13 protein-coding genes are annotated in these 13170 nt (G+C 70.7%); 5 read left to right on the top strand and 8 right to left on the bottom strand.

The window, feature by feature from the left end:
- Nucleotides 1-23: 23 nt before the first annotated feature.
- From ACIPJI_RS34545 to ACIPJI_RS34515, 7 genes are all read right to left on the bottom strand, one after another.
- Nucleotides 24-482, bottom strand: coding sequence for a hypothetical protein (locus ACIPJI_RS34545; protein WP_402250836.1), 459 nt, complete (start codon nt 480-482; stop codon nt 24-26).
- Between the two features lie 146 nt (nt 483-628).
- Nucleotides 629-2041, bottom strand: a complete 1413-nt coding sequence (locus tag ACIPJI_RS34540) for an FAD-binding oxidoreductase (protein ID WP_307708546.1) — start codon at nt 2039-2041, stop codon at nt 629-631.
- Nucleotides 2042-2096: 55 nt separating this feature from the next.
- Nucleotides 2097-2894, bottom strand: a complete 798-nt coding sequence (locus ACIPJI_RS34535) for an ABC transporter permease (protein ID WP_307708545.1) — start codon at nt 2892-2894, stop codon at nt 2097-2099.
- Entirely contained in the window at nt 2894-3823 is a 930-nt protein-coding gene (locus ACIPJI_RS34530) for an ABC transporter permease (RefSeq protein ID WP_356622214.1), read from the bottom strand. Before ACIPJI_RS34530 ends, ACIPJI_RS34535 begins: the two co-directional genes overlap by 1 nt.
- Nucleotides 3820-4971 (bottom strand): ABC transporter ATP-binding protein, encoded by a 1152-nt coding sequence (locus tag ACIPJI_RS34525; RefSeq protein ID WP_307708543.1) that lies wholly within the window; start codon nt 4969-4971, stop codon nt 3820-3822. Before ACIPJI_RS34525 ends, ACIPJI_RS34530 begins: the two co-directional genes overlap by 4 nt.
- Before the next feature lie 37 nt (nt 4972-5008).
- Entirely contained in the window at nt 5009-6256 is a 1248-nt protein-coding gene (locus ACIPJI_RS34520; protein WP_402250832.1) for a spermidine/putrescine ABC transporter substrate-binding protein, read from the bottom strand.
- Nucleotides 6257-6307: 51 nt separating this feature from the next.
- Nucleotides 6308-7822 carry a gamma-aminobutyraldehyde dehydrogenase gene (locus ACIPJI_RS34515; RefSeq protein WP_402250830.1) on the bottom strand — a complete coding sequence of 505 codons (1515 nt, stop codon included), beginning with the start codon at nt 7820-7822 and terminating at the stop codon, nt 6308-6310.
- Between the two features lie 175 nt (nt 7823-7997).
- On the opposite strand from ACIPJI_RS34515, the gene ACIPJI_RS34510 reads away from it, so the two are divergent.
- A complete protein-coding gene (locus ACIPJI_RS34510) occupies nt 7998-8552 on the top strand; it encodes an NADAR family protein (RefSeq protein WP_402250828.1) in 555 nt (184 codons plus the stop codon).
- A gap of 44 nt (nt 8553-8596) precedes the next feature.
- Here ACIPJI_RS34510 and ACIPJI_RS34505 read toward each other — a convergent pair whose 3' ends face one another.
- Nucleotides 8597-9295, bottom strand: a complete 699-nt coding sequence (locus ACIPJI_RS34505; RefSeq protein ID WP_402250826.1) for a DUF4190 domain-containing protein — start codon at nt 9293-9295, stop codon at nt 8597-8599.
- 151 nt (nt 9296-9446) lie between these two features.
- Between ACIPJI_RS34505 and ACIPJI_RS34500 the strand changes: the two genes are divergently transcribed.
- Genes ACIPJI_RS34500 through ACIPJI_RS34485 form a run of 4 tightly spaced genes read left to right on the top strand, consistent with a single transcriptional unit; the run spans nt 9447 to nt 13162 of the window.
- Nucleotides 9447-10472 carry an adenosine deaminase gene (locus tag ACIPJI_RS34500; RefSeq protein ID WP_356622219.1) on the top strand — a complete coding sequence of 342 codons (1026 nt, stop codon included), beginning with the start codon at nt 9447-9449 and terminating at the stop codon, nt 10470-10472.
- 1 nt (nt 10473) lies between these two features.
- A complete protein-coding gene (locus tag ACIPJI_RS34495) occupies nt 10474-11181 on the top strand; it encodes a glycerophosphodiester phosphodiesterase (RefSeq protein WP_402250825.1) in 708 nt (235 codons plus the stop codon).
- The gene (locus tag ACIPJI_RS34490) at nt 11178-11951 is read left to right on the top strand and encodes an SAM-dependent methyltransferase (RefSeq protein WP_402250823.1); all 774 of its coding nucleotides are present in this window, start codon (nt 11178-11180) and stop codon (nt 11949-11951) included. Before ACIPJI_RS34495 ends, ACIPJI_RS34490 begins: the two co-directional genes overlap by 4 nt.
- The gene (locus ACIPJI_RS34485) at nt 11951-13162 is read left to right on the top strand and encodes a sensor histidine kinase (RefSeq protein WP_402250821.1); all 1212 of its coding nucleotides are present in this window, start codon (nt 11951-11953) and stop codon (nt 13160-13162) included. The genes ACIPJI_RS34490 and ACIPJI_RS34485 overlap by 1 nt, the downstream gene beginning before the upstream one ends.
- Nucleotides 13163-13170 lie beyond the last annotated feature (8 nt).

The following is a 13170-nucleotide window of genomic DNA, read 5'->3' as shown; positions in this document are numbered from 1 at the left end:
CACTCCGGACGGCCACGCCGCGCTCAGTCCCTGCCGCCGCGCGCGATCCCCGCGGCGGCCTCGTGCATGGCGAGCTCCAGCAGTGAGGGATCGGTGAGCGTCCCGGAGCCGTCCGGAGGGATCAGCCAGCGCACCCGCCCCGCCGTCCTGCCCGGATACGGCACGACGATCCAAGTGCCCTGCCCCGCCGTCCGGATGCCCGAGCCCAGCCACCGTCCCGCGGTGCCGGGCGGTACGAAGAAGCCCATGCGGGACTCACCGAATCCGGAGAGGACCGGACCCGGCCGGTCGACCAGCCGGGTCAGCACATCCAGCGTGGGGTGTCCCAGCTCGGCCGGCAGGATCAGTACGTCCCAGCGCCGGCCGGCCGGCAGGAGGGCGATCCCGTGTTGGTTCCGCTCCCACTCCCACCGGCATGCCTCCGGATCCGGCGCCACCGCCGCCAGCCACTCCATCGCGATCCTGGCGCTCGTTCCGCTCATGGTCCGGTCTCCGTTCGTGTGCACGAGAGTGCTTGCACACACAGAGAGCGGAACGGGGCCCCTCTATTACGCGAGTTGGGAGATCAGCCGTCGGTCCCGCACCGCGCGTCCGGGACGTGGCGGGCAGCGGCGGCCGGGGCGGCGGGTCAGCTGTCGAAGCCGAGGCCGAACCGGTCCATCGTCCGCAGCCACAGATTGCGCCGGCCGCCGTTGGCGTCGGCCCTGGCCATGGCCCACTTGGTCAGGCCGATACCGGCCCACGCCACCGGCTCCGGCGGGAACGGGAGCGGCTTGCTGCGCACCATCTTCAGCTCGGTCCGTTCGGTCCGCTCCCCCGACAGCAGGTCGAGCATCACGTCGGCGCCGAACCGGGTCGCGCCGACGCCGAGGCCCGTGAAGCCGGCCGCGTAGGCGACCTTGCCGCCGTGCGCGGTGCCGAAGAAGGCGGAGAAGCGGGTGCAGGTGTCGATGGCGCCGCCCCAGGCGTGGCTGAAGCGGAGCCCTTCGAGCTGCGGGAAGCAGCGGAAGAAGTGCGACGCGAGCTTCAGATAGGTCTCCGGCCGGTGGTCCATCTCGGCGCGCACCTTGCCGCCGAAGGGATAGACGGCGTCGTAGCCGCCCCACAGGATGCGGTTGTCGGCGGTGATGCGGAAGTAGTGGAACTGGTTGGCGCTGTCGCCGAGCCCCTGCCGCCTCTTCCAGCCGACGGAGGCGAGCTGGGCGGCGCTGAGCGGCTCGGTCATCAGCGCGTAGTCGTACACCGGGACGGTGTAGGCGCGTACCCGCCGGATCAGCGAGGGGAAGACGTTCGTGCCGAGCGCCACCCGGTGCGCGAGGACGCGGCCGTAGGGGGTTCGGACGACGATCCCCGGGCCGGAGGGCGTGAGCCGCAGGCCGGGGGTGTTCTCGTAGATGCGCACCCCCAGCTCCAGACACGCCCGCCGAAGACCCCAGGCCAGCTTCGCCGGGTGCAGCATCGCCACCCCCCGGCGGTCCCACAGCCCGCCGAGGAAGGTCGGCGAGTCGACCTCCGCGCGCATCGCGTCCGCGTCGAGGAGTTCGAGACCGGTGAATCCGAGCCGGGCGGCCTCTTGGTGCATCTCGTGGAGCTCGGCGAGCTGGTAGGGCTCGGTGGCGACGTCGATCTCACCGGTGCGTTCGAAGTCGCAGTCGATGCGGTACCGGCCGACGGCCTCCTCGATGGCGTCGAGGTTGCGCCCGCCGAGCTCCTCCAGCTTGGCCAGCTCGTCCGGCCAGCGGGCCAGTCCGTTGCCGAGGCCGTGGGTGAGCGAGGCGGCGCAGAAGCCGCCGTTGCGGCCGGAGGCGGCCCAGCCCGCCTCCCGGCCCTCGATCAGGACGACGTCCCGTGCGGGGTCCCGCTCCTTGGCGAGCAGCGCCGTCCACAGTCCGCTGTACCCGCCGCCGACGACAAGGAGGTCGCACCTCTCGTCGCCGGCGAGGGCGGGCAGCGGCTCCGGCTTGCCGGGGTCTTCCAGCCAGAACGGCGCGGGCCGCGCGTCGGAGAGTGATCGTGCAGAGGTCATGGCGGCTGGGGCCATGGTTCCCACTCCTTCTGGGTGCTACCGGATCCGGTGCTGGTGCCGCCGGTCCGGGCTACCGGGTCAGGGCGCGCTTCTTCCGGCGGCTGCTGATGATCTGACCGCCGGCCACGATCAGTACGGCGACGGCGAACATGGCCGTACCGATGACGTTGATCTGGACGGGCGTACCGCGCTGGGCCGAACCCCACACGAACATGGGGAAGGTGACGGTGTTGCCGGAGTTGAAGTTGGTGATGATGAAGTCGTCGAAGGACAGGGCGAAGGCCAGCATCGCGCCGGCGGCGATGCCGGGTGCGGCGATCGGGAGCGTGACCCGCAGGAACGTCTGCACGGGCCCGGCGTAGAGGTCTCTCGCCGCTTCCTCCAGCTTCGGGTCCATCGACATGACCCGCGCCTTCACCGCCACCACGACGAAGCTCAGACAGAACATGGTGTGCGCGATGAGGATGGTCCAGAAGCCCAGCTCGGCGCCGAGGTTGAGGAAGAGCGTCAGCAGCGAGGCGGCCATGACCACTTCGGGCATCGCCATCGGCAGGAAGATCAGCGAGTTGATCGTGCCGCGGGCCCGGAACCGGTAGCGGACGAGCGCGAAGGCGATCATGGCGCCGAGCACGGTCGCACCGACCGTCGCCCACAACGCGATCTGCAGCGAGAGCGCGAGCGAGCCGCACAGGTCGGCGACGCCGCACGGGTCACGCCACGCGTCGGTGGAGAACTCCCGCCAGGCGTAGTTGAAGCGCCCGGCGGGCTTGTTGAACGAGAACACCATCACGACGATGTTCGGCAGGATCAGGTACGCGAGCGTGAGCAGTCCCGCGATGACGACGATGTTGCGCCTTGCCCAGCTCATCAGACCAGGTCCTCCGTTCCGGCCCGGCGGATGTAGACGGTGACCGTGATCAGCACGATCGCCATCAGGATGAACGACAGCGCGGCCGCCGTCGGGTAGTCCAGCACCCGCAGGAACTGCGACTGGATGACGTTTCCGATCATGCGGGTGTCGGTCGAGCCCAGCAGCTGGGCGTTGACGTAGTCACCGCTCGCCGGGATGAACGTCAGCAGCGTCCCGGAGACCACACCCGGCATGGACAGCGGGAGCGTCACCTTGCGGAAGGTCGTGGCGGGCCTGGCGTACAGGTCTCCGGCCGCCTCGTGGAGCCGCGGGTCGATCCGCTCCAGCGAGGTGTAGAGCGGAAGGATCATGAACGGCAGGAAGTTGTACGTCAGTCCGGTGACGACCGCCAGCGGTGTGGCGAGCACGCGGCTGCCTTCGGTGAGCCCGAGCCAGCTGGTGACGTCCAGGAAGCCGACGGCTCCCAGCGCCTCCACCACCGGTCCGCCGTCCGCGAGGATCGTCTTCCAGGCGAGGGTGCGGATCAGGAAGCTGGTGAAGAACGGTGCGATCACCAGCACGAGCAGCAGATTGCGCCAGCGGCCGGCCTTGAACGCGATGAGATACGCGAGCGGATAGCCGAGCAGCAGGCACAGGGCGGTGGCGGTGCCCGCGTACAGCAGCGAGCGCAGGAACTGCGGGTAGTACTCGCTCAGCGCGTCCCAGTAGGTCGCGAAGTGCCAGGTGACCTCGAAGCCCTCCTCCAGGGACCCCGTCTGCACGGAGGTCGACGCCTGGTAGACGAGGGGCAGCACGAAGAAGACGACCAGCCACAGGATGCCGGGGAGCAGCAGCCAGTAGGGGACCAGCCTGCGGCGCACCGGTGTCCTGTGGGCGGGCGGCCCGCCGGGGGCGGGCGACAGCGGCGGTGCCTGGGTGACGGTCATGGGCGCTCCCCCACCGTCTCCACGCCCGCGTCGATGGCCTGGGCGGCGTCGAGGCCGAAGGTGTGCTCCGGGTTCCAGTGCAGGACGACCTCGGCGCCCGGTTCCAGGCCGGCCCGGTGTTCGACGTTCTGTGCGTAGACCTCGAGGCCCTTGCCGGCCGGGCTCTCGACGACGTACTGCGTGGAGACGCCGATGAAGGAGGAGTCGAGGATCCGGCCCGTGACGGAGTTACGGCCTGCGGGCACGGTGTCCGCGTCGGCGACGGGAGTGAGGGAGATCTTCTCCGGCCGGACCCCGACGAGGAGCCGGCCGCCTGCGGCGGTGGCGTCCGGACAGCGCCCGGCGGGCAGCCGGAGCTTTCCGCCGCCCGCGGTGACGACGACCTCGTCGCCCGAGTGCTGAACCACCTCGGCCTCGATGAGGTTGGAGGTGCCGAGGAAGTTGGCGACGAAGGTGGTCCGCGGGTTCTCGTACAGCTCGGCGGGCGCTCCGAGCTGCTCGACCCTGCCCCCGTTCATCACCGCGACCGTGTCGGCCATGGTCATGGCCTCCTCCTGGTCGTGGGTGACGTGTACGAAGGTGATGCCGACCTCCGTCTGGATGCGCTTGAGCTCCAGCTGCATCTGGCGCCGCAGCTTGAGGTCGAGGGCGCCGAGCGGCTCGTCGAGCAGCAGGACCTGCGGGTGGTTGATGAGCGCGCGGGCGACGGCGACCCGCTGCTGCTGACCACCGGAGAGCTGGTGCGGCTTGCGCTGGGCGAAGTCGCCGAGCTGGACGAGCTCCAGCATGTCGTCGACCTGCTTCTTCACCGACTTGACGCCACGGCGGCGCAGGCCGAAGGCGACGTTCTCGTAGATGCTCAGGTGCGGGAAGAGCGCGTAGCTCTGGAAGACCGTGTTGACGGGGCGCTTGTGCGGCGGCAGGGCGGTGACGTCCTTGTCGCCGAGACGGACGGTGCCCGTCGTCGGGTCCTCGAGTCCGGCGATCATCCGCAGCGTGGTGGTCTTTCCGCAGCCGGAGGCGCCGAGCAGGGCGAAGAACGAGCCCTGGGGGACGGTCAGGTCCAGCGGGTGGACGGCCGTGAAGGAGCCGTAGGTCTTGCTGATCCCGGAGAGGCGGACATCGCCGCCCGCTTGCTTGTCAGTCATGGGTCGCGATCCCAGGTGTCGGGGGAAGGGGGGCGGGTCAGGCGCCGATGAGCTTGGCGAACTTCTCTTCGTACGCCGTCTCCTCCTCGGAGGAGAGCGAGCGGAACGAATGGGACTTGGCGGCCATGGCCTCGTCCGGGATGATCAGCGGGTTCTTCGCCAGCTCCGGGTCGATCTTCGCGAGTTCGGCGTCGACGCCGGCGACCGGGCACACGTAGTTGATGTACGCGGCGAGCTGCGCGGCGACGGGCAGCTCGTAGTAGTAGTCGATGAGCCGGGTGGCGTTCTTGCGGTGCCGTGCCTCGGCCGGGACGAGCAGGTTGTCGGTCGCCGTGACATAACCGGCGGCCGGGATCGCGTACTTGATGTCGGGGTTGTCGGCCTGGAGCTGGATCACGTCACCCGCCCAGGCGAGACAGGCGGCGATGTCGCCCTTGGCCAGGTCGGAGGTGTAGTCGTTGCCGGTGAAGCGGCGGATCTGCTTCTTGTCGACACCCTTCTGAAGGCGGCCGAGGGCGGCGTCGTAGTCGGCGTCGGTGAACTTGCCGGGGTCCTTGCCCATGTCGAGCAGGGTCATCCCGACGGTGTCGCGCATCTCGGTGAGGAAGCCGACGCGGCCCTTGAGCGCCGGGTCGTCGAGCAGCTGGGTGACGGAGTCGACCTTCCGGCCGCGGGTCGCCTTCGAGTTGTAGGCGATGACGCACGGGATGCCGGTCCACGGGTAGGAGTAGGCACGGCCCGGGTCCCAGTCCACGGTGCGGAACTGGGAGGAGAGGTTGGCGTAGGCGTGCGGCAGCAGCGACGGGTCGAGCTTCTGGGCCCAGCCGAGCCGGATGATCCGGGCCGCAAGCCAGTCGGTGACGTTGATCAGGTCGCGGCCGGTGTCCTGGCCGGCCGCGAGCTGCGGCTGGATCTTGCCGAAGAACTCGACGTTGTCGTTGATGTCCTCGGTGTACTTGACCTTGATCCCGGTCCGCTTCGTGAACGCATCGAGGGTCGGGCGGCTCTTCCCGTCCTCGCTGGTGTCCATGTACTCGGTCCAGTTGGAGAAGGTGAGCTGTTTCTCCTTGTCCGAGTGGTCGTCGGCGTCGGCTGCTCCGCTCTCCCGCTTGGCGGGCGGGATGCCGCAGCCGCTCAGGATGCCCGCGCCGCCGACGGCGAGCGCGCCGGCGCCCGACACCCGCAGCAGCGAACGGCGGGAGAGGGCCCCTCGCCCGTTCGTCAGGCTGCGCCGCATGGCCGCCAGCTGGGCCGCGGAGAGGCGCTCGGTCTCGTACTGCTCCATGACGCTCTGCCCTTTCGGGTGGATATGGCCGCGACGAGCGCGGCCCGGCGGCTATCGGCCTGTGAAGATCGTGCGGTGCCAGTCCTTGCGGACCACGGCGGTGTTGTCGTACATCACATGCTTGACCTGCGTGTACTCCTCGAAGGAGTACACCGACATGTCCTTCCCGAAGCCGCTGGCGCGGTATCCGCCGTGCGGCATCTCGCTGATGATCGGGATGTGGTCGTTGACCCACACACAGCCGGCCCTGATCTCCCGGGTGGCACGGCCGGCGCGGTACACGTCCCGGGTCCAGGCGGAGGCCGCCAGCCCGTAGGGCGTGTCGTTCGCGAGAGCGAGGCCCTCGTCGTCGGTGTCGAAGGGCAGCACGACCAGGACGGGTCCGAAGATCTCGTGTCGGACGATCTCGCTGTCCTGGGCGGCACCGATGACCAGGGTGGGCAGATAGTAGGCGCCGTCGCGCAGTTCCCCCTGCGGCGCTTCGCCGCCGGTCACCACGGTGGCGTAACCGCGGGCCCGGTCGACGACCGCGGCGACGCGGTCGCGCTGCACATGGGAGACGAGCGGACCGAGGTCCGTGGCCGGGTCGAACGGGTCACCGAGCCGGACCGTCGCCATCAGATCGGCGACCGCGGCGACGAAGGCGTCGTACAGGGGCCGCTGGACATAGGCGCGAGTGGCGGCGGTGCAGTCCTGGCCGGTGTTGATGAGCGACCCGGCGACCGCCCCGTGCGCGGCGGCCTCGAGGTCGGCGTCGTCGAAGACCACGAAGGGGGCCTTCCCGCCGAGTTCGAGGTGGAGGCGCTTGACGGTGTCGGTGGCGATGCGGGCGACGCGTTTGCCGACCGCCGTCGAGCCGGTGAAGGAGGTCATGTCGATGTCCGGATGGCCGACGAGGTACTCGCCGGCGTCCCTGCCCGCGCCGCTGACGATGTTGACGACGCCGTCGGGGACGCCTGCCTCGGTGGCCGCCTGGGCGAACATCAGCGAGGTGAGCGGGGTGATCTCGGCGGGCTTCAGGACGATGGTGTTGCCCGCGGCGATGGCCGGCAGAACCTTCCAGGCCGCCATCTGCAGCGGATAGTTCCAGGGGGCGATGGAACCGACCGTGCCGATCGGTTCACGCCGTACGTACGAGGTGTGGTCGCCGCTGTACTCGCCCGCGGACTGCCCCTCGAGGTGACGGGCGGCGCCGGCGAAGAACGCGGTGTTGTCGATGGTGCCGGGGACGTCGAACCCCGTACTCAGTCTGATGGGCTTGCCGCACTGGAGCGACTCGGCCCCCGCCAGGTCCTCCGCCTGGTCGGCGAGCACGGCCGCGAAGCGGTGCATCGCCTCGGAGCGCTCGCCGGGGGTGGCGCCGGCCCAGCCGGGCCGGGCGTCGCGGGCGGCGGCGACGGCCGCGTCCACGTCCGCTGGGCCGGCCAGTTCGTACGTGTGGATCGTCCGGCCCGTGGCCGGGTCGACGATGTCCTGCGTACGCCCCGAAGTTCCGGGGCGCAGCTTTCCGCCGATGAATTGCGCGCCGGCAGCGAAGCGGTCCTGCGTCTGGAAGCGGTTGCCCATAGCGCTCTCCGTAGTCCCAGCTCGATTTGAGTGCCGATCCTGACAGAGGGTGACCCACGCAACAAGGGATTCCGTTGTTGCCATTTGATTACGCGACGGAATCGGTCGACCATGTGTCGCGTCACCGGCGTCCGCGCGGGACGGGATGTCAGTGGCGGCTGCCAGACTCCTGTGCATGGGGACGATCGATGAGCTGATGAAGAGCACGGCGGCCGGTCAGCGGGTGAAGTTTCTGCACTTCTGGGGGCACACACCGCGCAAGGACGGCACCATCTCAAGCAGTTGCTTGAGTCAGTGGTGGCCGTCACCGTTCGAGGTCGACGGCGTGCGGTACGCGACGGCGGAGCACTGGATGATGGCGTCCAAGGCCCGGCTGTTCGGCGACGCGGAGGCGGAGCGGAAGGCGCTGGCCGCGAAGTCACCGGCGGAGGCCAAGAAGGTGGGGCGGCTGGTGCGCGGCTTCGACGACGCCCTATGGAAGCGCGAGCGGTTCAAGATCGTGCGCTCGGGCAGCGTGCACAAGTTCGGGCAGGACGCGGCGCTGCGCGACTTCCTGCTGGCCACGGGGGACCGGGTGCTCGTCGAGGCCAGCCCGATGGACCGCATCTGGGGCATCGGACTGGCCGCGGACGACGAGCGGGCGCAGGACCCCACGCGCTGGCGCGGGCTCAATCTGCTGGGGTTCGCGCTGATGGAGGCACGCGAGGAACTGCGGAGCGGCATCAGCTGACAGCGGCCGGACCAGGGCCTCTCGCCTGATCCAGGACGACAGATCTAGCGGGTGACGTCGACGACCAGGTGGTTCGAGTAGCTGTCGTAGTCGTAGTCGTCCTGCTTGTTCTCCTCGTTGATCGCCGTGGTGATGCCCCAGGCGATCAGCGCGATGACGACGGCCCCGATGACGATGCCGCACACGCCGAGGATGATGCCGGCCAGCGCCATACCGCCGTTGGTGGCCTCGCCCCGCTGGGCACGCTTGCGGCCCAGGATGCCGAAGATCAGCGCGAGGATGCCGAGGACGATGGCGACGACGCCGTACAGGCAGAAGAGGCAGACGGAGAGGATGCCGAGCACCATCGCGGTGATGCCCATGCCGTTGGCCGGCTGCTGCTGCCAGCCCGCGGCCTGGCCGTATCCGGGATAGCCCGGGTACCCGGCGCCGTACGGGTCGGGGGCGCCGAAGCCGGCGGCCGGGGGCTGCGGCAGGCTGGGGGCGGCCGGGTAGCCGTAGGCTCCCGCGGCGGGCTGGGCGGGTGCGGGCCCGCCGGGCGCGACGGGCGGCGGCGGGACGGACCCGGTGTCCTCGGGGCCGGCGCCGGGCATCGCGATGACGGTGGGCTGGTCGTGCACGCCGGGCGGAGCCGCTGCCGGCTTGTCCAGGGGCACCTTGCCGGCGGCACTGCTGCTCTCCGGCGGAGCCCACGGGTCGTGCGGCTGAGGCCCGCCGGGCGGCTGAGCCTGATTGTCGGACATCGTTCTCCCCCATCGGTGGTCCGGCCATGTTACGGCCTCGGTTCCCGGCGCCGGAGGCCGCCTACCATGATCCCGGAGCACAACCACCGCCCGGCGAACAGGACCTGTCCCCGGCCCCGCAGGAGCGGCCCGTCCCACCTGGAGGAATCCGATGACCGATCTGCGCCCCTTCATCGCAGGGCTGCCCAAGGCAGAGTTGCATGTGCACCATGTCGGTTCCGCCTCTCCGCGGATCGTCGCGGAACTGGCCGCGAACCACCCGGACTCGAAGGTGCCCACGGACCCCGAGGCACTCGCCGACTACTTCACCTTCACCGACTTCGCGCACTTCGTCGAGGTCTACCTCTCGGTGGTCGACCTGATCCGCACCCCGGAGGACGTGCGGCTGCTCACCTTCGAGGTCGCCCGTGACATGGCGCGGCAGAACATCCGCTACGCGGAGCTGACCATCACGCCGTTCAGCTCCACCCGCCGCGGCATCGACGAGAAGGCCTTCATGGCCGCCATCGAGGACGCCCGCGTCGCCGCGGAGCGGGAGCTCGGGGTGGTGCTGCGCTGGTGCTTCGACATCCCCGGTGAAGCAGGGCTCGAGGCCGCGGAGGAGACCGCCCGGCTCGCGGTCGACCTGCGGCCGGAGGGCCTGGTCTCCTTCGGTCTCGGCGGACCCGAGATCGGCGTCCCGCGCCCGCAGTTCAAGCCGTACTTCGACCGCGCGATCGCCGCCGGTCTGCGTTCCGTGCCGCACGCCGGCGAGACGACCGGGCCGCAGACGATCTGGGACGCGCTGAACGACCTGCGCGCCGAGCGCATCGGACACGGCACCAGTTCGGTGCGGGACCCGAAGCTGCTGGCGCACCTCGCCGAGCACCGGATCCCGCTGGAGGTGTGCCCCACGTCCAACATCGCCACCCGGGCGGTCACCGACCTCGAGCAGCACCCGGTCAAGGAGATGGTCGCCGCCGGTGTCCTGGTCACGGTCAACAGCGACGACCCGCCGATGTTCGGCACCGACCTCAACAACGAGTACACGGTCACCGCCCGGCTGCTGGACCTGGACGAACGCGGTATCGCCGGTCTCGCCAAGAACGCGGTGCAGGCGTCGTTCCTCGACCCGGCCGGCAAGGCCCGGATCGTCTCGGAGATCGACACGTACACCGCCGAGTGGCTCGCCCGCTGACATGCGCGCGGTGACGGTGGTCGCCCACCGCGGCGACCCCTACCGGTTCCGTGAGAACACCCTGCCCTCGCTGCGCTCGGCCCTGGAGCGCGGCGCGGACGCGGTCGAGATCGACGTACGGCTCACCAGGGACGGCGTCCCGGTGCTGCTGCACGACGCGACGCTGAAGCGGCTGTGGGGTCATGACCGGCCGCTGGCGAGGCTCACGAAGGCGGAGGTCGACGGCCTCACCCATGGCGGTGTGCCCACCCTCCACGAGGCGCTGACCGGACTCGGCCCGCACCGGCTGATGATCGATCTGCCCGGCGCGACACCGGAGTCGGTGCGGTGCGTGGTGGACACCGTCCGCGACTGCGGTGCGGCGGAGCACGTCTACTACTGCGCCGGCCCTGCGACGATGCTCGCGGTCCGCGCGGCCGACGCCGCCGCGGAGATCGCGATGACCTGGACGACACTGGCCCCGCCGCGGCCCGCGCTGCTGGACGCCGTGAAGCCGCGCTGGCTCAACTACCGTTTCGGCCTGGTCGGGCGGGAGTTGACGGACCGTGCGCACCGGGACGGTCTGCTCGTCTCCGCGTGGACGGCGGACACCCGCCGTACGATGCGGCGACTGATCGGCTGCGGCATCGACTCGATCACCACGAACCGGGTCGACGCCCTGCGGGCCGTCCTCGAAGACCCACGCTCTTTGAAGGGACCTCACAGGTGACAGACCCGATCCGCACCGACACGGCCCACAACTCCCGTGTCTGGAACTACTGGCTGGGAGGCAAGGACAACTACGCGGTGGACCAGGAGGTCGGCGAGCGGATCGCCGGCATGTTCCCGAGCATCGCCGAAGTGGCCCGCGCGGACCGGGCGTTCCTCGGCCGGTCCGTGTCGTATCTGGCGGGCGAGGCGGGGATCCGTCAGTTCCTCGACATCGGCACGGGACTGCCGACCGCCGACAACACGCACGAGGTGGCGCAGCGCATCGCCCCCGACGCCCGGATCGTCTACGTGGACAACGACCCGATCGTGCTGACCCACGCACGCGCCCTGCTGGCGGGCACCCCGGAGGGCGTCACCGCGTACGTGGACGCCGACGCCCACGATCCCGGCGCCGTCCTCCGGTCCGCCTCGGCGACGCTCGATCTGCGCCGCCCTGTCGCCGTGATGATGCTCGGCATCCTCAACTTCGTGCTCGACACCGACAAGGCGCGGTCGATCGTGCGGACCCTGATGGACGCACTGCCGTCCGGCAGCCACCTGGTCCTCACCCACCCCACCCTGGAGCTCGGCGGCGAGGGCAACGCACAGGCGATGGCGTTCTGGAACGAGAACGCCACCCCGCCCATCACCGCGCGCAGCCGGGCGGAGTTCGCCTCCTTCCTCGACGGCCTGGAGATCGTCGAACCGGGCATCGTCTCGTGCGCGCGCTGGGGAGCCCCGCGGGCGGCCGAGGTGCCGCAGTTCGGCGCGGTGGGCCGCAAGCCCTAGTGGACGCGCGGCGGACGGCCGCCAGGGCGCGGGCCCTGGCGCGGGCCAATCCCTGGTACGTCGACATCGGTGTCGCGCTGCTCGTGCAGGCGGCGATGACCATGCCGTTCGTGATGCCGCGCCCCGTCGGCACGCCGCCGGCGACCTGGGCGGCGTACGGGCTCACCACCTTGACGGTGCTGCCTCTCGTCTGGCGGCGGCGCGCGCCGGTGGCCGTGCTGCTGGCCGTGCTGGCGGCCGGCGGCCTGTACCAGGTGGCGCTGGACGGGCCGGGCCAGCCGCTGCCGTACACGGGGCTGGTCGTGGTGCACACCGTCGCCGCGCTGTCACCGCCGGCCAAGCGCCTGGGCGTCCTGCTCTCGCTGCCGCTGATCGTGGCGGCCTCCGTGTGGCTGAACAGCCGGTCGCTGCGGGAGCTGACGTTCTCCCTGTTCGTCCTCGGCGCTGCCTACGCCTTCGGGCGGCTCGCCGACACGAAGCAGGCGTACATCGCGGCGGTGGAGGACCGGGCGGCTCAGCTGGAGCGGGCGAACCGGATCGAGGCGGAGCAGTCGGCCGCGCGGGAACGGGCCCGGATCGCCAGGGAGATGCACGACATCCTCTCCCACGCGGTGAGCCTGATGATCGTGCAGGCGGAAGCGGGGCCGGTCACGGTCCGCACGGACCCGCGGAAGGCTGAAGCGGCGTTCGACGCGATCTCCGAGGCGGGGCGGGACGCCATGGCGCAGTTGCGCGGCATGCTGGGGGTGTTGCGGGAGAACGAGGCGCACGGGGCGCCCCGTGCGCCGCAGCCGGACATCGGCGACCTGCCCGCCCTGATCGACCGGGTCAGGGCCGGAGGTCTGGAGGTCTCCTGCCGTACGGAGGGAGCGGCCGGGGCACTGCCGCCGGCGACCGGCGCCACCGTGTTCCGGGTGGTGCAGGAGGCACTGACGAACGTGGTCAAGCACGCCGGAGCCGCCCGGGCGTCCGTCCGGCTCCGCCACGGCCCTGGCGCCCTGGAGATCACGGTCACCGACGACGGCCGGGGGGCGGCCCCGGCCGGCGGCCCGGGGAGGACGGGAGGCCACGGACTGACGGGCATACGGGAAAGGGTGGCGGCGCACGGCGGTACGGCGAGCACCGGTGCGGGGCCCGGCGGGAGGGGCTTCGAGGTCAGGGTCGTGCTGCCGCTCCCGGCCGGCACGTCCGGATCCGCGTGGGAGCCGTAAACTCCGGC

The organism is Streptomyces sp. NPDC086835 (assembly GCF_044745705.1).
In the GTDB taxonomy this organism is placed as follows: domain Bacteria; phylum Actinomycetota; class Actinomycetes; order Streptomycetales; family Streptomycetaceae; genus Streptomyces.
The sequence above is the reverse complement of the archived record's forward strand: the minus strand, read 5'-3'. Positions and strand labels throughout refer to the sequence as shown.